The 23,571-nt window shown below is 74.7% G+C and carries 18 protein-coding genes and 2 pseudogenes; 12 read left to right on the top strand and 8 right to left on the bottom strand.

Going from position 1 to position 23,571, the window contains the following annotated elements:
* Positions 1-8 precede the first annotated feature (8 nt).
* Genes ESG85_RS22730 through ESG85_RS22715 form a run of 4 tightly spaced genes read right to left on the bottom strand, consistent with a single transcriptional unit; the run spans position 9 to position 3,374 of the window.
* Positions 9-1,055: an NAD(P)H-dependent flavin oxidoreductase gene (locus ESG85_RS22730; RefSeq protein WP_128982282.1), complete on the bottom strand. Its 1,047-nt coding sequence runs from the start codon at positions 1,053-1,055 to the stop codon at positions 9-11.
* 11 nt (positions 1,056-1,066) lie between these two features.
* Positions 1,067-1,780: a CoA-transferase subunit beta gene (locus tag ESG85_RS22725; protein ID WP_128982151.1), complete on the bottom strand. Its 714-nt coding sequence runs from the start codon at positions 1,778-1,780 to the stop codon at positions 1,067-1,069.
* The gene (locus ESG85_RS22720; RefSeq protein ID WP_128982149.1) at positions 1,777-2,625 is read right to left on the bottom strand and encodes a CoA transferase subunit A; all 849 of its coding nucleotides are present in this window, start codon (positions 2,623-2,625) and stop codon (positions 1,777-1,779) included. The genes ESG85_RS22725 and ESG85_RS22720 overlap by 4 nt, the downstream gene beginning before the upstream one ends.
* Entirely contained in the window at positions 2,622-3,374 is a 753-nt protein-coding gene (locus ESG85_RS22715) for an enoyl-CoA hydratase family protein (protein ID WP_128982147.1), read from the bottom strand. Before ESG85_RS22715 ends, ESG85_RS22720 begins: the two co-directional genes overlap by 4 nt.
* A gap of 64 nt (positions 3,375-3,438) precedes the next feature.
* On the opposite strand from ESG85_RS22715, the gene ESG85_RS22710 reads away from it, so the two are divergent.
* From ESG85_RS22710 to ESG85_RS22695, 3 genes and pseudogenes are all read left to right on the top strand, one after another.
* Positions 3,439-4,278, top strand: a complete 840-nt coding sequence (locus ESG85_RS22710; protein ID WP_128982145.1) for an SDR family oxidoreductase — start codon at positions 3,439-3,441, stop codon at positions 4,276-4,278.
* On the top strand, positions 4,265-5,140 hold the full coding sequence (locus ESG85_RS22705) for an SDR family oxidoreductase (protein ID WP_128982143.1): 876 nt from the start codon (positions 4,265-4,267) through the stop codon (positions 5,138-5,140). Before ESG85_RS22710 ends, ESG85_RS22705 begins: the two co-directional genes overlap by 14 nt.
* Positions 5,141-5,886: 746 nt before the next feature.
* Positions 5,887-6,261 (top strand): annotated as a pseudogene (locus tag ESG85_RS22695) (GNAT family N-acetyltransferase); the annotation flags it as partial.
* A gap of 290 nt (positions 6,262-6,551) precedes the next feature.
* Here ESG85_RS22695 and ESG85_RS22690 read toward each other — a convergent pair.
* Together ESG85_RS22690 and ESG85_RS22685 are read right to left on the bottom strand one after the other, a co-directional pair.
* Positions 6,552-8,339 carry an ankyrin repeat domain-containing protein gene (locus tag ESG85_RS22690; RefSeq protein ID WP_164986296.1) on the bottom strand — a complete coding sequence of 596 codons (1,788 nt, stop codon included), beginning with the start codon at positions 8,337-8,339 and terminating at the stop codon, positions 6,552-6,554.
* 79 nt (positions 8,340-8,418) lie between these two features.
* Positions 8,419-9,261, bottom strand: coding sequence for a hypothetical protein (locus ESG85_RS22685; protein ID WP_128982139.1), 843 nt, complete (start codon positions 9,259-9,261; stop codon positions 8,419-8,421).
* 234 nt (positions 9,262-9,495) lie between these two features.
* Between ESG85_RS22685 and ESG85_RS22680 the strand changes: the two genes are divergently transcribed.
* The gene (locus ESG85_RS22680; protein ID WP_128982137.1) at positions 9,496-10,281 is read left to right on the top strand and encodes a S1 family peptidase; all 786 of its coding nucleotides are present in this window, start codon (positions 9,496-9,498) and stop codon (positions 10,279-10,281) included.
* A gap of 149 nt (positions 10,282-10,430) precedes the next feature.
* Here the strand turns inward: ESG85_RS22680 and ESG85_RS22675 are convergent, their stop codons facing one another.
* Positions 10,431-12,347 carry a glycoside hydrolase family 35 protein gene (locus ESG85_RS22675; RefSeq protein ID WP_246095222.1) on the bottom strand — a complete coding sequence of 639 codons (1,917 nt, stop codon included), beginning with the start codon at positions 12,345-12,347 and terminating at the stop codon, positions 10,431-10,433.
* Between the two features lie 95 nt (positions 12,348-12,442).
* Between ESG85_RS22675 and ESG85_RS22670 the strand changes: the two genes are divergently transcribed.
* The 4 genes and pseudogenes from ESG85_RS22670 to pepN all read left to right on the top strand — a co-directional run bounded on the left by ESG85_RS22670 (position 12,443) and on the right by pepN (position 17,493).
* Positions 12,443-13,330, top strand: a complete 888-nt coding sequence (locus tag ESG85_RS22670) for a helix-turn-helix transcriptional regulator (RefSeq protein ID WP_128982135.1) — start codon at positions 12,443-12,445, stop codon at positions 13,328-13,330.
* A gap of 11 nt (positions 13,331-13,341) precedes the next feature.
* Positions 13,342-13,638 (top strand): annotated as a pseudogene (locus ESG85_RS22665) (chorismate mutase); the annotation flags it as partial.
* A 179-nt stretch (positions 13,639-13,817) separates the two neighbouring features.
* A complete protein-coding gene (locus tag ESG85_RS22660; protein ID WP_128982133.1) occupies positions 13,818-14,813 on the top strand; it encodes an asparaginase in 996 nt (331 codons plus the stop codon).
* 196 nt (positions 14,814-15,009) lie between these two features.
* Positions 15,010-17,493, top strand: coding sequence for an aminopeptidase N (gene pepN, locus ESG85_RS22655; protein WP_164986295.1), 2,484 nt, complete (start codon positions 15,010-15,012; stop codon positions 17,491-17,493).
* 98 nt (positions 17,494-17,591) lie between these two features.
* Here the strand turns inward: pepN and ESG85_RS22650 are convergent, their stop codons facing one another.
* Entirely contained in the window at positions 17,592-18,482 is an 891-nt protein-coding gene (locus ESG85_RS22650) for a LysR family transcriptional regulator (RefSeq protein ID WP_246095221.1), read from the bottom strand.
* 105 nt (positions 18,483-18,587) lie between these two features.
* Here ESG85_RS22650 and ESG85_RS22645 point away from each other — a divergent pair, with 105 nt between their 5' ends.
* From ESG85_RS22645 to ESG85_RS22630, 4 genes are all read left to right on the top strand, one after another.
* Positions 18,588-18,965, top strand: a complete 378-nt coding sequence (locus ESG85_RS22645) for a hypothetical protein (RefSeq protein ID WP_181019087.1) — start codon at positions 18,588-18,590, stop codon at positions 18,963-18,965.
* Positions 18,958-20,577, top strand: coding sequence for a multicopper oxidase family protein (locus ESG85_RS22640; protein ID WP_128982129.1), 1,620 nt, complete (start codon positions 18,958-18,960; stop codon positions 20,575-20,577). The genes ESG85_RS22645 and ESG85_RS22640 overlap by 8 nt, the downstream gene beginning before the upstream one ends.
* A 180-nt stretch (positions 20,578-20,757) precedes the next feature.
* The gene (locus ESG85_RS22635) at positions 20,758-22,134 is read left to right on the top strand and encodes a pyridoxal phosphate-dependent decarboxylase family protein (RefSeq protein WP_128982127.1); all 1,377 of its coding nucleotides are present in this window, start codon (positions 20,758-20,760) and stop codon (positions 22,132-22,134) included.
* Positions 22,131-23,558 (top strand): lysine N(6)-hydroxylase/L-ornithine N(5)-oxygenase family protein, encoded by a 1,428-nt coding sequence (locus tag ESG85_RS22630; protein ID WP_128982125.1) that lies wholly within the window; start codon positions 22,131-22,133, stop codon positions 23,556-23,558. Before ESG85_RS22635 ends, ESG85_RS22630 begins: the two co-directional genes overlap by 4 nt.
* Positions 23,559-23,571 lie beyond the last annotated feature (13 nt).

The following is a 23,571-nucleotide window of genomic DNA, read 5'->3' as shown; positions in this document are numbered from 1 at the left end:
TGACTCCCTTACGAGGGGGGAAGGGTCCGGAGCACGTGCGCGGCCTCGGACATGACGCGGGTCACGAGTTCCGCGCAGCTCGGCAGGTCCTCGATCACCCCCGCGACCTGTCCGGAGGCCATGACGCCGAGGTCGGTGCGGCCCTCGACCATGGAAGCCTTCAGGAGCATCGGGGTGTTCGCGGCGAGCAGGACCTGGCTCCAGGACAGGTCCTTGCCGTGGCGCATGGCGAGCCCGTCGCGGACCATCGCGGTCCAGGACAGGCCGGAGATCCGGCGGAACGCGGCGGCCCGGCGCACGGCCTGCGCCAACGCCCTTGTCCGGCCCGCCCGTTCGAGCGCGGCGACCAGGTCGGTGCGCAGCATCCGGTGCGGCAGCCCGTCGACGGCCGTGGTGACGGTGACGTCCTTCACGGTCGCCGCCAGGTACCGCGCCTTGACGGCGTCGGGCACCGTCGAGTCGGAGGTGAGCAGGAAGCGGGTGCCCATCGCGATGCCCGCCGCGCCGTAGGCGAGCGCGGCGACCAGGCCGCGCCCGTCGTGGAACCCGCCGGCCGCGATCACCGGGATACCGACGGCGTCGACCACCTGTGGCAGCAGCACGGTCGTCGCCACCTCGCCGGTGTGCCCACCGCCCTCGCCGCCCTGCACGAGGACCGCGTCGGCGCCCCAGGCGGCGACCTTCTCGGCGTGCCGGCGCGCCCCGACGGACGGGATGACGACGACTCCGGCGTCCTTGAGTTCGGCGATCAGCTCGCGCGAGGGCGCGAGCGCGAAGGACGCGACCCGGACGCCCTCGTCGACGATGATCCGGACGCGTTCGCGGGCGTCGCCCGCGTCGGCCCGCAGGTTCACGCCGAAGGGCCGGTCGGTGCGGGACCTCACCTCCCGTACGGCGGAACGGAGTTCGCCGGTGGTCATGGTGGCGGAGGCGAGGATGCCGAGGGCGCCCGCGTTCGCGGTGGCGGAGACCAGCCGGGGCCCGGCGACCCAGCCCATGCCGGTCTGCACGATGGGGTGCTCGACGCCGGTCAGCTCGGTGAGCGCCGTCTTCAGGACGGGGGCCGTCATCGGGGCGGCACCTCGCGGTCGCGCAGCCCGCCCGGGTCGACGACCTCGCGGATCAGCCGCAGCTCCTCGGCGGTCGGCTCGCGGGTGTACGGCACCTCGCCGTCGGTCGCGAGGTCGAAGCCGGTCGCCGCCCGGACCTCGTCGACGGTGACGCCCGGGTGCACGGACGCGAGCCGCATGCGGTGGTCGGGCGTCGCGAAGTCGAGCACGGCGAGGTCGGTGACCACCCGGGGCAGGCGGTGGTACGGGCCGACGGCGTGGTCGTAGCCCACTCCGCTGACCATGTCGACGCGCTCGACGAAGACGCGCGGCGAGTGCCGGGGGATCCAGTAACTCACCGGGTTGTTCAGGGTGTTGACCGGAGCGCCGCGGACGCCGAGCAGCTGGCGGGCGGGCCGCTCCCAGTCGCCGATGCAGGAGATGTTCTGGTTGCCGTAGCGGTCGATCTGGCTCGCGCCCATCATCACGTGCCGCCGGCCGCCGGTGACCATGGTCAGGTGCCGGCGGTACGGCAGCCAGCCCTCGGGCCGCCCGTCGAGGCCGACGAGCAGCGCCTCGCCGTCGGTGAGGAGGAGGTCGGGGGAGAAGGTCCGCTTGGCGAGCCGGGCGCCGAGCGAGGGGACGAGGCCCATGGGGCTGGCGAGCACCTCGCCGCTGTCGCGCCAGGCCTCGGCGCAGGCGATGACGCAGTACTCGGCACGGGTGATCACGTCGCGTCCTCCTCGCGCCAGGCGCGGACGGCGGCCTGGTAGTCGTCCTCGGACTTGCCGGACAGGAAGCGTGCGGCGAACTCGGGCCAGGGCGTGGTCGCGTACAGCTTCTGGAAGGGCTCGTCGCGGTCGTGGTCGGGCACGCAGGAGGTGAAGTGCGCCCCGTTCGGGGTCTCGACGACGCCGGTCACGCTGTGCCGGCTGACCAGCAGGGTCTGCGGGGCGGTGCCGGCGGGGAAGGCGTCGACGAGCCGCTCGCAGGAGACGTACGCGGTGTCGGCGGCCTCGCAGAACAGGTCGTCGAAGTACGGGTCGGGACCCAGGTACTGGCCGTTGCCGGACCGGTCGGCGCGGTTGAGGTGGACGAGCGCGGCGTCCAGGCGCAGCGCGGGCACGGCCACGAACTCCTCGCCGTCCCCGTAGGGGGAGGCGACGGTGCGCAGCTCGGGGTTGACCCGCATCACGTCGGAGCCGAGACCGGCCCGTACCGGCAGGAAGGGCAGCCGGTTGGCGGCGGCGTGCAGCCCCCACATGAACATGGCCTCGTCGTACTCGGTCATCGCGAACCGGCCCTGCTCGCGGGCCGCCCGGAAGTGCGGTTCGAGCGGGATCGTGTCGAGGGTCGCGAACGGCGCGACGAGCCGGCGGATCCGGCCGGCCGCGGCGAGCAGGCCGACGTCCGGTCCGCCGTAGGAGACGACGGTGAGATCGGTGATCTCGGACCGGAGCAGCGCTCTGACCAGGGCCATGGGCTTGCGCCGCGAGCCCCAGCCGCCGATCCCGAGCGTCATGCCGGAGCGCAGCCGCCCGACGACCTCCTCCGGCGTCATGGTCTTGTCGGTCACCGCCGTCCACCGTCCTTCCCGAAGGCGTCGCGGACCCGGCCGGCGACCCCGGAGAGCTGGGCCTCGAAGGTGAAGCCCTGCTCGAAGCGGTAGCTGCGCCGGACGTCGACCGGGTCGATGCCGTTGATGGCCGCCTTGGCGAGCCGGAGGAGCGTGCCGTCCTTGGCGGCGATCTCGCCCGCGAGTTCCAGGGCGGCGGCGCGGAGCTCCTCGCGCGGCACCACCTTCCAGACCGAGCCGTGTGCGTGCAGCTCGCGGGAGGTGACGGTGCGCGAGGTGTAGTACAGGGCGCGCATCAGGTGCTGGGGCACGAGCCGGGCCAGATGGGTGGCGGCGCCGAGCGCGCCCCGGTCGAGCTCGGGCAGCCCGAAGACGGCGTCGTCGGCGGCGACGATCGCGTCCGCGTTGCCGACGAGACCGATGCCGCCGCCCAGACAGAAGCCGCCGACCGCCGCGACCACCGGCACCGCGCAGTCGTAGACGGCGGCGAAGGCCTCGGCGCAGCCGTGGTTGACGGCGACCAGTGCGTCGTGGCCCGGGTCGCGCTGGAGCTCCTTGATGTCGACGCCCGCGTTGAAGCCGCGGCCCTCGGCGGCGAGGACGACGCAGCGGACCTCCGGATCGCGCCCGGCGGAGCGGACGGCGTCGGCGAGCGCGTACCAGCCGTGTGCGGGAAGGGCGTTGACCGGTGGGAAGTCGACGGTGACGAGCGCGACGCCCTTGTCCGGGCGGGAGGTGGAGACACCCATGAGCGGATCAGCTACCTTTCCACCAAACGTTTGTTAGGTAACGCTGGGAGGAAGGTAGCAGCCGATGGAGCTGGACGGGAGGGTCGCCGTCGTCACCGGCGGAACCCGAGGGGTCGGCGCGGGCATCGCCCGGGCCTTCCTGCGGGCGGGCGCGCAGGTCGTGGTCTGCGCCCGCAGGCCACCGGACGAACCGGTCGAGGCGGCGGGCCGCACGGCCGTGTTCGAGCCGGCCGACCTGCGCAGGCCCGCCGACGTGACGGCCCTCCTCGCCCGCGTCGACGAGCGCTACGGACGCCTCGACACCCTGGTCAACAACGCGGGCGGCACGCCGTACCGCCTGCTGGCGGGAGCGGAGCCGGGCGGGGGGACGGGGCCGGGAGCGCCGGGGCCGCAGGACACGGGCGACGCCGAACGGCACGCCCGGGTCCTGGAGCTGAACCTCACCGTCCCTCTGACCGTCTCGCTCGCCGCGTACGGGCGGCTGCGCGCCGCCCGCGGCTCCGTCGTCATGATCGGCAGCGTCAGCGGCACCCGGCCCTCGCCCGGCACCGCCGCGTACGGGGCCGCCAAGGCCGGGCTCGAGAACCTCGCCCGCAGCATGGCCGTCGAATGGGCCCCCGAGGTACGGGTCAACACGCTCGTCCCCGGCATGGTGCGGACCGAACTGTCCCACCTGCACTACGGCGACGCCGAGGGCGTCGCCGCCGTCGGCCGCACCGTGCCGCTCGGGCGGCTCGCGGAACCGGCCGAGATCGGCGAGGCGGCGGTCTTCCTCGCCTCCGACCGTGCGGCGTACGTGTCGGGAGCCTCGCTGCTCGTGCACGGCGGCGGGGAACGCCCCGCCTTCCTGGACGCCGCAACAGCCAACAAGGCCGACAAGGAGGACGGACATGGGTCTGTGTGACGCACGCGTGGTGGCCGTGACGGGCGCGGGACGGGGGCTCGGACGCGCGCACGCGCGCGCCTTCGCCGCGGAGGGCGCGCGGGTGGTGGTCAACGACCTCGGCGTCGGGCTCGACGGACGGCCGGACGCCGACAGCCCGGCCGCGCGCGTCGTGGAGGAGATCCGCGAGGCGGGCGGCGAGGCCGTCGCCCACGGCGGCGACGTCGCGACGGAGGAGGGCGCGGCGGCGCTGGTGCGGACCGCCCTCGACGCGTTCGGCCGGCTCGACACCCTGGTCAACAACGCGGGCTTCCTGCGCGACCGGATGCTGGTCAACCTCGGCGAGGACGACTTCGACGCGGTCGTCCGGGTCCACCTGAAGGGCCACTTCCTGCCGCTGCGGCACGCCGTCGCGCACTGGCGGGCCGAGGCCAAGGCGGGCCGGCCGGTGGCCGCCCGCGTGATCAACACGACCTCGGGCGCGGGACTCCTCGGCAGCGTCGGCCAGGGCAACTACGCGGCGGCGAAGGCGGGCATCGTCGGCCTCACGCTCGTCGCGGCGGCGGAGACGGCACGCTACGGCGTCCAGGTCAACGCCATCGCCCCGGCGGCCCGCACCCGCATGACCGAGCGGACCTTCGCGGACCTCGCCGCGCTCCCCGAGGACGTCTCGCCCGTCGTCGTCTGGCTCGGCTCCGCCGCCTCCGCCGGAGTCACCGGCCGCGTCTTCGAGGCCGAGGGCGGTCGCCTGACCGTCATGGAGGGCTGGCGCCCGGGCCCCACGGCGACCAGCCCCACCCGCTGGACCCCCGGGGAGGCGGGCGAAGCCGCCCTCGGACTCCTGGCCGCGTCGGAACCACCGCTTCCGGTCTACGGCACCTGAAGTCCTCCGCCCCGTCCCTTGGCCAGACACGACACCGTCCCGCGCAGCGTTTCGCCATGCCTCGCCTACAGGGGCGACATCCCGCCCACCCGCCAAACGACACCAACCTTCACCAGCAAAGCGACACACGAAACCCACGACAGCCCAGATCAGCACCAGTGAAAAACCAATGACGCGTACCTATGAACAACACACGACACCCATCAAGCAGCCGGTCGAACTCGTGGGGGTGGCGCGGTGGCTCGTCGGCCAGGTCGAGCGTGGTGAACAGCTCGTAGCGCACTGCGCGGGCGGTGGGCCGGGCCCGGAAGGTGATCTTGCGGACGTCCTCGCCCGGTTCGAGTTCGTGCAAGGAGGTGTTGACGACGAGAGTTCTGCCGAAGCCGGCGCCGGCTCCAGGCAAACTCTGCTCTGCACCCCATCATGCTCCACCCTTAAGGCGCTACCGCAGTAGGAGCACGTCGCTAACTTCGTTTGAGAACTCGTCACACTTCGCCAGAATCTCTCTGCCTTCCTTCAGATCGAAAATGCTCTCACCGTCAGAAGTCTTCTGGATCGCCTGATGGCATTGCCGCTCAAGGTCAATATTGCGAGAGCCGAAATACCCGAGCCCCAAGTTGCGAATACCGTCGGGCATGGTCTCCAGATAAGCCTTCCTTTCGGATTCTCCGTCGAGTTTCAAAGCCGGGGACACCAATTCGTCCACGTAGTTGGCCAGCGCTCGGACTGTTCGGATGATCTCAACGGCGGGGGACCGGTACGGCCTCGCCGTCCTGGAGGCGCCGGCCGGTGGCGGTGACGGTGACGGGCGACTGGTCGGCGGAGTGGTGCTCAAGGGCGCGGCGCCGGGCGCCCCGGCGGCCGAGGTCGGCTACTGGACCGCGGCGCACGCGCGCGGGCGGACCGTCGCGCCCCGCGCACTGGAGGCCCTCACCGGCTGGGCCTTCGCCACCTTCGGGCCCTGCGGGCTCGAGCGGCTGGACCTGCTGCACCAGGTGGACAACCCGGCCTCGTGCCGGGTGGCGGAGAAGAGCGGCTACGCGCTCGACCGCATCCTGCCCGGGTCGCCACCCGAGTACCCGCTCGACGGCCACCTGCATAGCCGCCACCGCCTCGCCTGAGCTCCGCCGGCGACGCCTGAGCCTGCCCGGCGGGGTCTGGGGTCGTCCGTCTGCGCCTGAGCCTGCCCGGCCTGGGGCCCGGGGTCGTCCGTCCGCGCCTGAGCCTGCCCGGCCGGGGTCTGGGGCTGTCCGTCCGCGCCCGAGTCCCTTCCGGCGCACGAGAGCAACGGCCGCCCGTCTGGGCGCCGGAGGGCGGTCGAGCCCTCCTCGGCGCCGGCCCGCTCCCTCCTCGGTGCCCGCCCACCGCCCTCCTCGGCGCCGGCGCCGGGCCGCCGTGCGCCCCGCCCGTCTCAGCGGCCGCGCGGAGTCGTCCACTCCAGGCGGGTCCTGACGCGCGGATCCGCCACGTGTTCCAGTGCGGACAGGGCCGTCTCGCGGGCCGGGCCCTCCGGGTCGCCGTCCGCCAGGGCACGGGCCAGGGCGTCCACCGCGCGTGGGTCCTGACGGATGGCCAGGCCGCGGGCCGCCTCGGCGGCCGTCTCCGGGTCCGCGTCGGCGAGCCGGGCGGCCAGCGCCTCCCGGACGACGGGCGTGTCGTCGGGCAACTCGGCGAGCGCGAGCGTCGCCCAGTCCCGTACCCGCGCGTCGGGGTCCCGGCTCAGCGCCACGATCGTCGCGACGGCCACGGCGTCCCCGGACGGCACGATGCCGGTCAGTGCGGCGGCCACCTGCCGCCTTACCTCGGCGTCCGGATGCCCGGCGAAGGCGAGCAGTTCGGGCACGGCGCTCCCGTCCCCGCACTGCCCGAGCGCGACGACCACGGAAGCGGCGGGCTCCCGCCCGGCCTCCCGCGCGCCGCCTCCGACGTCGGACGGGGCCCGGACCCCGGCCCCGGACGCGAAGCGAGGCCCTGCCGAAGTCCCGGCCTTGGCCCCAGCTCCGGCCGGATCCCCAGCCCCGGCCCAAGTCCCGGCCGCCGCCCGGGCCTCGGCCGCATTCCCGGCCTCAACGACGGCCCCCGCCGGAGTCCCGGCCTCCGACCCGGCCGAAGGCCCCGCCCCCGTCACAGCCTCCGCCTCCGCCTCCGCGGAAGCGACCCGAGCCCCAGCCAAAGGCCCCGCCCCGGCCCAAGGCCCCGCCCCCGTCAGAACCTCCGCCTCCCCGGCCGCCAGCGCGCGCAGGACCGGTACCGCGCTTGCCGTGAAGCCCGGGAGGGACGCGAGGACGCGGGCGCCCAGGGCGCGGCGCAGGGGGTCCGGGCTCGCGCACCAGCCGGTGGCGGTGACGAACACCGTCTCGTCGGCGCGGGCGGCGAGCGCGTCGACCGCCGTCGTCCAGTCGTCCTGGTCGGGATCGCCGCAGGCCAGCGCCCGCCCGGCGAGTTCCTCCGGTGGCACGGACACGCCGAGGGCGCCCTCCAGGAGGGTGGCGACGGCGGCGTGGCCGGTCTGCCGCTCGTCGCCGCGGGCAGGCGCGCCGTCCTCCCGCAGCAGCTCGACGACCACGGTGATCCCGCCGTCCTCCGGCACCCGCCGCACCACCGCCTCGTACGTGTCGGCGGTGCCGCCGCTCTCGACCAGGCCGCGCCGCAGCACCGCCGCCATGTCGACGCCGATCCAGCGCCGCGCCTCCGCCAGCGCCTCCTGGAGCGCCGCGCGGTCGCGTCCGGCACCCTGTTCCAGGAGCGCGCGGACCAGCGAGGGCGAGCCGCGGCGGGCGGCGGCGGTCAGCGGCAGCAGGCCGTCGGGGCCCGGCCGCGCCGGATCCGCGCCGGCCGCGAGCAGGACTTCGGCCGTCCCCGTGTGCCCGAGCCGTACCGCCCAGGCCAGGGCCGTGAAGCCGTAGCCCTCCTCCTGGTCCGGGTCCGCGCCCGCCGCGAGCAGCGCCCGTACGACCTCGGTGTGGCCGCCGCAGGCCGCCCCGCACAGCGGCAGGTCCGTGTCGTCCTCGCCGCTCGCCCGCGCCGGGTCGGCTCCGGCGGCGAGCAGTACGCGCACGGCGACCGGCTGGTTCCCGACGGCCGCCCGGTACAGCGGTGTCTCGCCGTCGCCCCTCGCCTCGGCGTCGGCCCCCTCCCGCAGGGCCCTGACCAGCCCGTCGTCGTCCCCGGCCCACAGCGCGTCCCACAACCTGCTCATGGCCACGACCCTCACCCGAAGTACCCGAACGGCGCAAACGGATGGGCGGGCACGGCAGGTGCACGGCGACCCGCGCCGGTCAGGGCGTGCACTCCAGGACGCTGTCGCACACCCCGCACCGGGCCCTGACCCGCCGCTGCCCGCCGCCGGCGGTCACCCGCAGCCGCTGCCCGCACACCGGGCAGGGGAACACGCCGTCCCCGCCCGCCGCCCGGGCCCTGCGCCGGGCGGCCCAGCCCGCGCCGGCCAGCGGCGGGCGGCGCCAGTCCCGGGCGGCCGCCTCGCGGCCGCGCAGCCACGCCTCGTACGCGACCGCGCTGGTGAACCAGGGCGACGGGTCCTCGCCGAACGCCGTGGCCCGCTTGGCGAGCACGTAGCCGAACTCCTCCGGCGTCAGATAGCCCAGCTTCTGGCTGGACATGCCGTCCCGGCGGAAGGCGTCCAGGAGCAGCCAGCCCGCGCCGAGGTAGGTGGCGGCGACGTCGGTGAGGATCTCGGTCCCGGCGTCCGTGGGCATCGCGAGGCCGAGCCGGTGCAGCAGGACGTGGGTGATCTCGTGGGCGAGCGCGGCGCCGATGTCGCGCCGGTGCTCGCGGCGGGCGAAGCGCTCGTTGAGCTCGACGAAGTACTCCGGGCCCGCGCCCAGCTCGACGCTCGCCGCGTGCTCCATGGCCCGGAAGCTCACGACCATCCGCGCCTCGGGCAGCCGCAGCTGACGGACCAGCGCGCGGGCGACCCGCTGGGCGCCGAGGTGCAGCCCGTCGCCGTCGTCGACCAGGACGTCCGAGGCCGGGACGCTGACCTCGTAGCGCCGTACGCCGTCGGGGGAGAGCCGCCGATAGAGCGCCGTGAGGGACGAGCGGACCGTGTCGAGGTGCGGGAACCCGTGGACCACGGGAGAGACTTCTCCGCTGTGCGGCATCCCGATCACCCCCTGCCGTCCAGGGTACGGGCGGCGGCCGTCCCGGAGCCCGGACGGTCGCCCCGGCCCGCCGGGCGGCCCCGGTCCCGGCCGCCGTCGGCGGCGGTCCGGCCCGTCGCTCGTCTGGCCGAAAAGGCCTCCTTGTGACGCCCGTCGCGCCCTCCTCATAATCCGGACCACGTCTTGACGGGCACATGCCATCAAGATCGACCCCCCACGAAAGAAGGCAGTCGTATGCAGAAGAAGAACAGACTGGTGCGCGCGCTGCAGAAGCTCGCCGCCGCGGGCGCCGTCGTCCTCGCCGCCGTCAGCCTCCAGCCCACCACCGCCTCCGCCGCGCCCGCCCCGGTCGTCGGCGGCACCCGCGCCGCCCAGGGCGAGTTCCCCTGGATGGTCAGGCTCTCCATGGGCTGTGGCGGCTCCCTGATCAGCCCCCAGATCGTCCTCACCGCGGCGCACTGCGTCAGCGGCTCCGGCAACAACACCGGCATCACCGCCACCGCCGGCGTCGTGGACCTCCGCTCCGGCAGCGCCATCAAGGTCCGCTCGACCAAGGTCTACCAGGCCCCCGGCTACAACGGTCAGGGCAAGGACTGGGCCCTCATCAAGCTCGCCTCGCCCATCACCAGCCTGCCGAACCTGAAGATCGCCGACACCACCGCGTACAACAGCGGCACCTTCACCGTCGCCGGCTGGGGCGCCGCCCGCGAGGGCGGGGCGCAGCAGCGGTACCTGCTCAAGGCGAACGTCCCGTTCGTCTCGGACGCCTCCTGCCAGGCCGCGTACGGCAGCTCCCTCGTGCCCGCCGAGGAGATCTGCGCCGGCTACAGCCAGGGCGGCGTCGACACGTGCCAGGGCGACTCCGGCGGCCCGATGTTCCGCCGGGACGCCAACGGTGCCTGGATCCAGGTCGGCATCGTGAGCTGGGGCGAGGGCTGCGCCCGCGCCGGCTACCCCGGCGTCTACACCGAGGTGTCCACCTTCGCCTCCGCGATCAAGTCCGCGGCGGCCTCGCTGTAGTACCCCCCAGGGCGGCGGCCGTGCCCGGCGGCCCCGCCGTCACACCAGCAGCCGGGCGGCGGCCGTGCCGTGGCGCCACCGCCGCCCGGGAGCGGCACGACACCCGTACGCGGGTGCCCGGGACCGTCGGGTCCCGGGCACCCGCGTGCTCACACGAGCTCCACCGGGCCGCCCGCGCCGCCCTCCAGCTCCAGCACCCACACCTCGTTCGCGCCCTCCGTCAGGACCGGGCCCGGCACGAACAGGGCGTCCTGCGGGCCGATGTCCCAGTACCGGCCCAGGCAGAAGCCGTTGACCCAGACGAAACCGCGGGTCCAGCCGGGCAGCCGCAGCCACGCGTCCCCCGCGCCCGCCACGTCCACCGAGCCCCGGTACAGGCCCGGCCGCGGATCCGCGGGCACCGCCCCGAACGGCACCTCCGCCACGGCCTCCGCCGTGAACGCGTCGAGCCGCAGGCCCCGGGCCCGTACCCCGTGCAGGAACTGCCGCTCGTGCCGGATCCCGCCCGTGACGCCCTTCGACTCCGCCTGCCGCGGCCCGTAGTTGACCCGGCCCAGCGACTCCACCCACAGGTCCACGACGGCCCCGCCCGGCACCGGCCCGGCCAGCACCGCGTCCTCCGTCTCCAGGACCCCGGCCGGCAGCCCGTCGACGTACGCCACGGCCCGGTCGCGCAGCCCCGTCACCGAGAGCGGATACGGCTGCCGCGGCCCCGGCACCGTCACCCGGTAGCGCACCAGGCCCCGGTCGACGCCCAGTTCCTCGAAGGCCGGCGGCACCGGCGTGACCGTCTCCTCGCCGCCCAGCACCGACAGCACCTCGTCCGGCGACGCCCAGCCGACCATCCCGCCGGCCGCCGGCGCCCCGAGCCGTGCCGGCGGCTCCGGCACCTCCGGCAGCGGCCCCTCCGCGTACGCGGCCAGCACCTCACGGAACCGCCAGAACTTCTCCGTCGGCAGCCCGGCCTCGTCCACCGGCGCGTCGTAGTCGTACGAGGTCACCGTCGGCCGCAGCGCGCCGTCGTGCAGCCGGCCGGAACGGTTCGCCCCGGCCCACCCGGCGAAGTTCGTCCCGCCGTGCGCCATGTAGACGTTGACCGAGGCCCCGCACTCCAGGATCTCCCGCAGCGTCGCCGCCGCGTCCGCCGCGTCCCGCCCCGCGCGCTCCGTGCCCCAGTGGTCGAACCAGCCGCACCAGAACTCCATGCACATCAGCGGCCCCTCCGGCCGGTGCCGCCGCAGCGTCGCGAACGCCTCGCGCGCGTCCGAGCCGAAGTTCGCCGTCGCGAGCACGCCCGGCACCGAGCCGCCGGTCAGCATGTGGTCCTCGGGACCGTCCGAGGTGAACAGCGGCACCTCCACCCCGCAGTCGACCAGCAGGTCCGCCATGTGCCGCAGATACCCGGCGTCCGTGCCGTAACTGCCGTACTCGTTCTCCACCTGCACCAGGACCACGGGGCCGCCCCGCGTGATCTGGCGCTCCACCACCTGGGGCAGCAGCCGGTGGAACCAGCGGTCGACCGGCGCCAGGAACTCCGGGTCGTCCGTGCGCACCCGCCGCCCCAGCGGGCCCGTCAGCCAGTGCGGCAGACCGCCGTTCTCCCATTCCGCGCAGATGTACGGCCCCGGGCGCACGATCGCCCGCATTCCGGCCCGCGCCACCGCGTCCAGGAACCGGCCGAGCGCGCCCACGTCGCCGTACCGGCCCGGCTCCGGCTCGTACAGGTTCCACGGCACGTACGTCTCGACGCAGTCGAGGCCCATCGCGCGCAGCATCCCGAGCCGGTGGTCCCACTGCTGCTCGTGCACCCGGAAGTAGTGCAGCGCCCCGGAGAGCAGCCGCACGGGCCGCCCGTCGAGCAGGAAGTCCCGGTCGCCCACCTCGAACCGGCGGGCCGGACGGGCCGCACCGGACCGGCCGGACCCGTCGGACGGGCCGTGCGCCTCGGACGGGCCGGGTGCGCCCGGCCGACCGAGTGCGCCGGGCCGGCCGGGTTCGTCGGACCCGCCGTGGCCGCCGGACTCGCCGGACTCGCCGGACTCGCTGAACTGGCTGAACTCGCTCATGCGCCTCACCCTCACCCTCTGGCGGCGGACCGGTCCATGGACAAAGATCGTCGCAGTGTGGACCTTCAGGCGGACCACAGGAAGGGAGCCGCGCCATGTACCACACCTGGATGCGCTACTTCACGCCGAGCCCGGTCCACCACCGCCTCGGCCTGGTCTGCCTCGGCGTCGGCCTCCAGCACGGCGCCCTGCCCACCGTCGGCCCGCGCACCCTCGACCACCACGTCGCCGTCGTCGTCAGCTCCGGCGGCGGCTGGTACCGCGGCCCCGACGGCCGCCGCACCACCGTCACCGCGCCCGCCCTGATCTGGCTCACCCCCGGCGTGCCCCACCACTACGCCGCCGACCCCGGCACCGGCTGGGACGAGGCCTTCGTCGACTTCACCGGACCCGCCACCGCCACCTACACCGAACTCGGTTACATCGAGCCCGAACGGCCCGTCGTCCCGCTCGCCGACGCCCAGTCCGCCCGCGCCGCCATCGGCCGCATCGCCCGTGCCGCCCGCCCCGGCAACCCGCTCCTCGAGGTCGAGACCGCCGCCGCCGTCCACGAACTCCTCGTCGCCCTGCGCCGCGCCCGCGCCGACACCGCCGCCGACGGCGACCCGGTCCTGTCCGCCCTCGCCCGCGACGCCTTCACCCCGCTGTCCGTCGCCGAGCACGCCGCACGGCACGGCATGACCGCCGCCGAACTGCGCGCCGCCGTCCGCCGCGCCGCCGGCCGCAGCCCCAAGGACTATCTGCTCACCGTGCGCCTCGGCCGCGCCAAGGAGCTCCTCGCCGCCACCGACCTGCCGGTCGCCGCCGTCGCGCGCCGCGTCGGCTACGACGACCCGGCCTACTTCTCCCGGCTCTTCACCCGCCGGGTCGGCACCGCCCCGATCCGCTTCCGCGAGCAGCAGGGCCGCACCGTTCCGGGTGGCTGGAGCACCACCGTTCCGGATCCCGAACACCCGCCCACCCTCCTCACCGGATCCGGATAGGCTCGCTGGTCATGAGCGAGATCGACGAGTCCGTACGGGCCGAGCTGACCCGGCTGCGCGAGAGCATCGACAACATCGACGCGGCGGTGGTCCACATGCTCGCCGAGCGCTTCAAGTGCACCCAGCAGGTCGGCGTCCTCAAGGCGAAGCACCAGCTGCCGCCCGCCGACCCGGCCCGCGAGGCCCGGCAGATCGCCCGGCTGCGGGAACTCGCCGGGAGCGCGAAACTGGACCCGGCGTTCGCGGAGAAGCTGCTGAACTTCATCATCGCCGAGGTCATCCGCCACCACGAGACCATCGCGGACGGAACGACGACGGAGGCGGACCGGGACACGGACGCGAACACGCACGGGGCCGCGGACACGGACGGGGACGCGAACACGGACGGGGACGCGAACACGGACAGGGACGCGGACACGGACAGGGACGCGAACACGGACAGGGACGCGAACACGGACAGGGACGCGGACAGGGACGGAGCACGCTGATGGCACGCGTCACCGTATTCACCCTCGGCGGCACCATCTCCGCGCGCGGCGGTGACGCGAGCCGCATGTCCGGCGCCGAGGTGCTCGCCGAGCTCGGCGTCGCGCCCGCCGGCGTGGACGTCGAGCTGCGGGACTTCCGCCGCGTCCCCAGCTCCACCCTCTCCTTCGAGGACCTCGCCGCCCTCGCCGACGAGGTCGCGGCGACGGTCGCGGAGGGCTCCGGCGTGGTCGTCGTCCAGGGCACCGACACCCTGGAGGAGACCGCCTTCCTCCTCGACCTCCTCTGCACCACCGAGGAGCCCGTCGTCGTCACCGGCGCCATGCGCCGCCCCGACCTGCCCGGCGCCGACGGCCCCGCCAACCTGGCAGCCGCCCTCGCCGTCGCCGCCGACCCCGGCTGCCGCGGCCTCGGCGTCCTCGTCGTCCTCGCCGACGAGATCCACGCGGCCCGCTTCGCCCACAAGGCCCACACCACCTCCGTCGCCACCTTCACCTCGCCCGGCGCGGGCCCGCTCGGCGCCGTCGTCGAGGGCGAGCCGCGGATCCTGCTGCGCCCCGCCGTCCCGGCCAGGGCCTGCCCGCTGCGGCTCGACCCGGACGTACGGGTCGCCCTCCTGACGCTCTCCCTCGGCGACCGCGGCGAACTCCTCGACGCCGTCGCCGACCGCCACGACGGCCTCGTCGTCGCCGCGTTCGGCGCCGGACACGTACCCGCCTGGTTCGTCGAACCGCTGGCCGCGCTCGCCGAGCGCATGCCGGTCGTCCTGGCCTCCCGCACCGGCGCCGGCGCGACCCTCTCCCACACCTACCGGAGCCCCGGCTCCGAGTACGACCTGCTGCACCGCGGCCTGATCCCGGCGGGCCCGCTCGCCCCCGCCAAGGCCCGGCTGCTGCTGCACGCCCTGCTCTCCAGCGGCGCCAAGGGCCCCGCCGGCTACGACCGCCCCCGGATCTCGGCCGCCTTCGCCCACGTCGACGGCGCGGGCCTCGCCTGACGGTGCGGAAGGCGACACGGTGACGCCGCCGGAGTGGTGGGCCCGATCCCTCGCCTGACCGACGTCCCGGAAGCCCCGCCCCGGGCCCGCCCGGCCGGTCACCGCTCCTCCGGCCGGCCCGCGGCCGACGTCCCGCTCCTGAGCTCTCGGTGAACGCCCCTCCCGGCCGCGCGAGGCATCGGGCAGCATGGGCCCCATGTCCGTACTGACGCGCGACGAAGCGCAGACCCGTGCCCAGCTCCTCGACGTCCACCACTACACCGTGGACCTCGACCTCACCACCGGCGACGACACCTTCGAGTCCACCAGCCTCATCCGGTTCAGCGCCCGCACCGCCGGAACCACCTTCGTCGAGCTCAGGCCGGACACCCTCCACTCCGCCGTCCTCGACGGCGCTCCGCTCGACGTCGCCGCCCTCGACGAGAACCGGCTCCCACTCGCCCTCACCGAGGGCGAGCACACCCTGTCCGTCACCGCCACCATGCGCTACTCCCGCACCGGCGAGGGCATGCACCGCTTCACCGACCCCACCGACGGCGAGGCGTACGTCTACACCCAGCTGTTCATGGAGGACGTCCAGCGCGTCTTCGCCGCCTTCGACCAGCCCGACCTCAAGGCCGTCTTCGAGGTCTCCGTCACCGCGCCCGACGGCTGGACCGTCCTCTCCAACGGCATCACCGAGCGGCAGGCCGACGGCCGCTGGAAGGCCGCGCCCACCCCGCTGCTCTCCACCTACCTGGTCTGCGTCGCCGCCGGCCCGTGGCACTCGGTCCGCACCGAGCACGCCGGCCTGCCCTTCGGCATCCACTGCCGCCGCTCGCTCGCGCCCCACCTGGACGTCGACGCCGACGAGATCCTCGACGTCACCAAGGCCTGCTTCGACCGCTACCACGAGAAGTTCGACGAGCCGTACCCCTTCGACTCGTACGACCAGGCCTTCGTCCCCGAGTTCAACGCGGGTGCCATGGAGAACCCCGGACTCGTCACCTTCCGCGACGAGTTCGTCTTCCGCTCCGCCGTCACCGACACCGAGCGGATGACCCGCGCCATGGTCATCGCCCACGAGATGGCCCACATGTGGTTCGGCGACCTCGTCACCCTGCGCTGGTGGGACGACATCTGGCTGAACGAGTCCTTCGCCGAGTACATGGGCTTCCAGACCGTCAACGAGGCCTGCGCCGACCGCTTCGCCGACACCTGGATCGACTTCGGCGTCACCCGCAAGTCCTGGGGCTACGAGGCCGACCAGCGGCCCTCCACCCACCCGGTCGCCCCCGACCCGGACGCCGTCCCCGACACCGCGTCCGCCCTGCTCAACTTCGACGGCATCTCCTACGCCAAGGGCGCCTCCGCGCTGCGGCAGCTCGTCGCCTGGCTGGGCGAGAAGGACTTCCTCGCCGGCATCAACATCCACTTCAAGCGGCACAAGTTCGGCAACGCCACCCTCGCCGACTTCGTCGACAACCTCGCCGCCGCCACCGACCGCGACGTCCACGCCTGGGCCGAGCAGTGGCTCCGCACGACCGGCGTCGACGTCCTCACCCCGCGCCTGGAGGGCGAGGGCGGCACGTGGCGGCTCACCGTCGACCGCCGGGGCAGCCGCCCGCACCGCCTCTCCGTCGGCGTCTACGACCGCGACGCGGCCGGCGACCTCGTACTGCGCGAGCGCGTGGGAGCCGACGTCCCGCAGGAGGCCCCGATCACGCTCGACGGGCCGCGCCCGGCGCTGGTCGTCCTCAACGACGGCGACCTCACCTACGCCAAGATGCGCTTCGACGAGGTGTCCGAGGAGACCGCGCTGCGCGGCATCTCCCGCATCCCCGACCCGCTCACCCGGGCCGTCGTCTGGAACGCCATGCGGGACATGGTCCGCGACGGCGAGCTCGGCGGCGCCGAGTACCTGGAGTTCGCCGCCGCGCACCTGCCCGAGGAGACCGAACTCGCCGTCGTCCAGGGCGTGCTCGGCTTCGCCCGTACGCAGATCGCCGACCGCTACGTCTCCGAGGCCGAGCGCCCGGCCGCCCTCGCCACCCTGACGGCGATCACCCGCGACCTGCTGCGCCGCACCGAGGACGGCGAGGCGCCGGGTCTGCGCCTGACCGCCGTGCGCGTCCTCGTGGACAGTGCCACCACGCCCGACAAGATCGCCTCCTGGCTGGACGAGGGCACCGTCCACGGCGGCCCCGAGCTCGACCCGGAGCTGCGCTGGCGCATCCTCGCCCGGCTCGCCGTCCTCGGCGCGACCGACGAGGCGGCGATCGCCGCCGAGCTGGAGCGCGACCCCAGCGCCACCGGCCGGGAAGGCGCCGCCCGCTGCCGCGCCGCGCTGCCCACGGCGGAGGCGAAGGAGGCGGCCTGGTCCGCCATGTTCGCCTCCGACGAGCTGTCGAACTACCTGTTCACGGCCACCGCCCAGGGCTTCTGGCAGCCCGAGCAGGCCGAGCTGCTGCGCGACTACCTGCCCCGCTTCTACCCGGACGCCATCGCGATGGCCGAGCGCCGCGGCCCCGCCATGGCGGAGGCCGCCGGCCGCCGCGGCTTCCCGGCGTACGCGGTCGACGCGGAGGCCCTGGCCCTCGGCGAGCGCCACCTGGCGGAGGACACGATGATCCCGGCCCTCCGCCGCCAGCTCACCGACCAGCTGGACGACCTCCGCCGAGCCCTCCGGGCCCGCGGCTAGGCCGCACATCCCCGGGTCTGTCCGGCTCCGGCCCCCGAACGGCCGAGCCGGACAGGCCCGGCACGGCCGAGCCGGACAGGCCTGCCCCCCCCAAGCTCCTAGACCGGCCCCGCGGTCCAGTCCCAACCGGTGAACGCCTCGTGCATCAGGTGCGCGGCGCCCGCCGGCGTGCTGTCGGCGTGCCGCAGCAGGGTGAGGGTGCGCCGGCAGTCGGGGGAGTCCACCGCGATCCAGGCGACCGGGACGCGGGTGGCGCTGCGCCGCGCCATGTCCGGGATGAGGCCGATGCCGAGCCCCGCCGCGACCAGGATCGCGGTGGCGCTGGGCTCGTCGCCCTCACAGACGATCTTCGCGGGGGCGAGACCGTGCCCCGCGAAGAGCCGGTCGAGCAGCCGGCGCTGCCAGTGCCCCGTGCGGGTGGTGACGAAGGGCTCGTCGGCGAGTTCCGCGACGGTCACCGAGGTACGGCCCGCCAGGGGATGCCCGAGCGGCGCGACCACCCACACCTCCTCGTCCATCAGCCGTACCGCCGTCAGGTCCTCGGGCGGCACCGGCTGCGAGGCGACGCACAGGTCCACCTCCCGGGCACGCAGCCGGGAGGCCATCTCCTCGGCGGCCATCTGGTGGAGATCCACCTCGACGCCGGGATGGGCCCGTTTGAACGCCCCGAGCGGGCCCGTCAGGGTGAGGAAGGTCTCCGAGGCCAGCCGTACGCTGCCGGAGCCGCCGCCCGTGATCGCGGCGACCGCCCGGCGGCCGGCGTCGAGCTCGCCCAGCGAGCGCTCGACGTGCCGCAGGAACGCCCTCCCGGCGTCGTTCAGCCGGAGCCGCCCCGCGCGGTCGAACAGCGGGGCGCCCAGTTCGTCCTCGAGCCGGGCGATGGTCCGGCTCAACGACGGCTGGGCGACGCGGAGTTCACCGGCCGCGCGGCTGAGGTGCTCCAGGCGTGCCACGACGACGAACTGTCTGAGCGCGTGGAGATCCATCATGCCTCCCGCGGCATGGCTGCATAGCAATATTGATCTTGGACAGGATATCCGCCCGGTCATAGCGTCGTGAGCGTTCCCGAACCGACGACGAGGGGGAGGCGTCCGATGTGGGCAGGAGCGTGGCGGGCCGCCGTCACGACGCACGGCGTGGCGGTCTACGGCCAACCGGTGTTCGCCGGGGTCTACCTGAGCGGCGACTTCGACGGCCTGGGCATGCACGCGACCGGCGCCGACGTCGTGACGTCGCTGTGCCTGGTCCAGTTGATCGTGGCGGTGGGGGTGTGGGTACGGCTGCGCCGCGCCTGGCCGTTCCTCGTGACGCTGGCCCTCGCCGCCGCCGAGACGGTGCAGTACTTCGCGGGGACGGCGGGCGCGCTGTGGCTGCACATCCCGCTGGGCGTCTTCACGGTCGCCGCCGCGACGCTGCTGTTCGCCGCCGCCTGGCTGCGGCCGCTCGTACGCCGGGAGGCCGCCGATGCGTGACGGACTGACGCGACGTCGGGTGCTCGCCGTCGGCGGGGCGCTCGGCGCGATGGCGGCCGGCGGGCTCGGCCTCGCGGCGGGACTCGCCCGCCACCCGGCGGCCACCGGCGCCGAACTCCGCAGCGCCGTACCCCTGCCGCCCCCGTACCGGGTGCCGCTCCCGCTGCCCGAGGTCCTCCGGCCGGTCGCCACGACGGGCGGGACCGACCGCTACGAGCTCGTCCAGCGCGAGGCCACCGCGGAGATCCTGCCCGGCGTGCGGACCCGCCTGTGGACGTACGGAGGCACCTTCCCCGGCCCCACGATCGAGTCGCGGCGCGGCCGGCCGGTCACGGTGACCCACCGCAACGAACTGCCGGTGCCCACCGTCGTCCACCTGCACGGCGGTCGCACGCCCGCGGAGTCGGACGGCTACCCGACCGACCTGGTGCTGCCCCGGGGCTGGGGGGCGACGGGCGGACACGGGGACGGGCATCCGGACGGCGGCACCGGCCACCACGGCGGCGGCATGCGCGACCCGCGCGCCGTGACCAGCGAGCTGACCCGCGCCTACACCTTCCCGCTGGACCAGCGCCCGACGCTGCTCTGGTACCACGACCACCGGATGGACTTCACCGCACCCGCGATCTGGCGGGGCCTCGCCGGACTGCACGTCGTGCGCGACGACGCCGAGGACGCCCTCGGCCTGCCCGCCGGTCCCCGCGAACTGCCGCTGATGATCACCGACCGGGCCTTCGCCGCCGACGGCAGCCTCGACTACCCGTCGCTCGACCCGGCCCTGCGCACCCGCCCCGGCGTGCGCGAGCCGTACCTCGCCGGAGTGCTGGGCGACGTCATCCTGGTCAACGGGGCGCCGTGGCCGGTGCACGAGGTCGACGCGGCCCGCTACCGGCTGCGCGTCCTGAACGCCTCCAACGCCCGGCACTACGAGCTCGCCTTCGTCGACGAAGGCGACGGCCGCATCCGGGAGTTCCAGCAGGTCGGCTCCGACCAGGGCCTGCTCGCCGGCCCCGTCACCCACAGCACCCTGCCCCTCGCCCCGGCCGAACGCCACGACCTGGTCTTCGACTTCTCCCGCGTCCCGGTCGGCACCGTCGTCCGCCTCGTCAACCGCCTCGGCTCCGGCCGCACGCGCGACGTCATGGCCTTCCGCGTCACCCGCAGGGCACGCGACGACAGCCGCGTCCCGCGCGTCCTGTCCACGGACCTGCCCGACTGGCGGCGCGCCGACGCCGTCCGGGTCCGCGACTTCTCCTTTCGCGCCGGACGCATGGGCGCGGACGGCGGCCACGGCTGGCTGATCGGCGGCCGGGCCTTCGACCCGGCCCGCACCGACGTCACCGTCCGCCTCGGCGACGTCGAGCTCTGGCGCCTCGTCGCCGACGTCCACCACCCCGTCCACCTCCACCTCACCGGCTTCCGCGTCCTCACCCGCGGCGGCAGGGATCCGCTGCCCCACGACGCCGGCCTCAAGGACACCGTCTCCCTGCGCCCCGGCGAGTCCGTCGAACTCCTCACCCGCTGGGACGGCTACCGCGGCCGCTACCTCTTCCACTGCCACAACGCGGAGCACGAGGACATGGGCATGATGGCCAACCTGGAGGTCGTCTAGGCGTGTGGCGAAAGGAGCGTCGTCCGCCCGAAGGGCGCGGGACTTTCGACACACGCCCCTGCCGGATCCCGGCCGGGTCCGCAAGCAACGACCCGCAGGTTTCACCCGTCCGTCCCTCTTTCGGGTCACACCACCGCACTCTCCGGACAATCCCCGACAACCCCCGGCACCCTGTCGTCCATGCGTGCCGCACCCCTCGCCGGAGGCGTCCACGGGCCGGAGGCCCTGCGCCCGTTGCTCGACGTCGTTCTCGGAGCGCTGCGCGACGGCGCGGCCGTGCGGGACGGGCCGCTGCCCGGCGGAGGCGCGGACGAGGTGGACCGGCGGGTGCGGGAGGCCGTCGGTGCCGTACTGCCCCAGCACGGAACCGGGCAGGACGAGGCCCTCCGTACGCTCGTGCACGCCCTCGCCGCCGGTGCCGCCGATCCCGCGCACCCACTGTGCGCGGCGCATCTGCACACCCCGCCGCTCGCCCTCGCCGTCGCCGCCGACCTCGCCGCCTCCGCCCTGAACCCCTCCCTCGACTCGTGGGACCAGGCCCCCGCCGCCTCCGCGCTCGAAGCGCTGGTCACCGCCGCCCTCGCCGCCGAGGTGTTCCCCGGCGCCCCGGCGCCCGACGCCCTCGTCACCACCGGCGGCACCGAGTCCAACCAGCTCGCCCTGCTCCTCGCCAGGGAACGGCACGGCACCCTCCGGACCGTGACCGGTGCCGACGCCCACCACTCCTTCCGCCGTGCCGCCTGGCTCCTCGGCCTGCCCGAGCCGGTCGTCGTCCCCACCCCCGCCGGAACCCTCGATCCGGACGCCCTCGCCGAGACCCTCGCCGGCCTGGCCGGGCAGCCGCTCCTCGTCGCCGCCACCGCCGGCACCACCGACGCCGGACTGATCGACCCGCTGCCCCGGATCGCCGACCTGTGCGCCGCGCACGGCGCCGACCTTCACGTCGACGCCGCCTACGGCGGACCCGCCCTGTTCAGCGCCGCCCACCGGCACCTCCTCGACGGTCTCGACCGCGCCCGAACCGTCACCGTCGACCTGCACAAACTGGGCTGGCAGCCCGCCGCCGCCGGACTCCTCGCCGTACGGGACGCCGCCGACCTCGCCGTACTCGGACACACCGCCGACTACCTCAACGCCGACGACGACACCGAGGCCGGACTGCCCGACCTCCTCGGCCGCTCGCTGCGCACCACCCGCCGCCCCGACGTCCTCAAGACCGCCGTCACCCTGCGCGCCCTCGGCCGCTCCGGCCTCGGAGCGCTCGTCGACGCCTGCGTGGACCGGGCGCGGCAGCTGGCCGACCTCGTGGAGAAGGCGCCGGGCCTCGAGCTGTACGCCAGGCCCGTCCTCACCACCGTCCTGTTCCGCCCGCACGGCGCCGACGACGCGACCGTCGCGGAGATCCGCCGCACCCTGCTCGCGGAGGGCCGGGCCGTCCTCGGCCGGGCCGCGGCCGGCGGCCGGCTCTGGCTCAAGGCCACCCTGCTCAACCCCCACGCCACCCCCGGCGACCTCGAAGAGATCCTCACCCTCGTGGAAGGCAGCACCCACCGATGACCGGCAGCACCCCGCAGCACGACCACGACCGTCCGCTCGACCTGGTGGGCGTCGGCATCGGCCCGTTCAACCTGTCGCTCGCCGCGCTCGCCCACGGCGTCCCCGGCGGCCTCTCCACCGCCTTCTACGAGCAGCGCCCCGCCTTCGAGTGGCACCCCGGGCTCCTCATCGAGGGCTCCACCCTCCAGGTCCCCTTCCTCGCCGACCTGGTGACCCTCGCCGACCCGGCCAGCCCCTGGACCTTCCTCAACTACCTCCGCGCCCGCGACCGCCTCTTCCCGTTCTACTTCGCCGAGAAGTTCCACATCCACCGCGCCGAGTACGACGCCTACTGCCGCTGGGTCAGCGAGCAGCTGCCCGGACTCCACTTCGGCCACCAGGTCGACTCGGTCCGCTGGAACCCCGAACGCCGCCTGTTCGAGGTCGACTTCACCCAGCTCGACGCCGACGGCGAGGCCGAGGCCCTGGGCCGCTCGTACACCCGCGACGTCGTCCTCGGCGTCGGCACCGAACCGTACGTCCCCGAGGCCCTGAGGCCCCTCGCCGACGCCCCCGGCGTCCCCGTCGTCCACTCCGCGGACTACCTCGCCCACCGCGAGTCCCTGCTCGCCGCCGGGCACGTCACCGTCATCGGCTCCGGCCAGTCCGGTGCCGAGGTCTTCCTCGACCTGCTCCGCGCCCGCCCGGCCGGCGCGGAACGACTGCACTGGCTGGCCCGCACCGAGGCCTTCGCGCCGATGGAGTACTCCAAGCTGGGACTCGAGCACTTCACGCCCGACTACACCCGCTACTTCCACAGCCTGCCCGAGCCCGTCCGCGGCGAACTGCTGCCCCGCCAGTGGCAGTTGCACAAGGGCATCGACGCCGACACCATCGCCGCCATCCACGACGAGCTCTACCGCCGCACCCTCCACGGCGGCTGGCCCGACGCCGTCCTCACCCCGGGCGTCCGGGTCCGCACCGCCGGCCGGGTCGCCACCACCCGCGTCGAGCTGCACCTGGAGCACATCCAGCAGTCCACCCGTTCCCGGCTGACCACCGACGCCGTCGTCCTCGCCACCGGCTACCGCGAACGCCCGGTCGACCGCATGCTCGCCGGCCTCGACCCGTACCTGCGCCACGACTCGGCCGGCCGGGCCCGCGTCGCCGCCGACTACCGGCTGGTCCTCGACGAGTCCGTCACCGGCTCCGTGTACGTGCAGAACGCCGAGCGGCACACCCACGGCGTCGGCGCGCCCGACCTGGGGCTGGCCGCCTGGCGCAGCGCCGTCATCCTCAACTCGGTGACCGGCAAGGAGCCGTACCCGCTGCCGCACCGCACCGCCTTCACCACCTTCGGCCTGGACGAGCGAGCGGCGCCGGGCATTCCGGCCCAGGGCCGGCAGGCCCCGGGCCGGAAGCTGACGCCTCTCGTCCAGCACTGAGAGACGGCGACCG

It is taken from the genome of Streptomyces roseicoloratus, assembly GCF_004117935.1.
Taxonomy (GTDB): domain Bacteria; phylum Actinomycetota; class Actinomycetes; order Streptomycetales; family Streptomycetaceae; genus Streptomyces; species Streptomyces roseicoloratus.
Note: the sequence above shows the minus strand (reverse complement) of the source record. Positions and strands in the feature narration are given on the sequence as shown.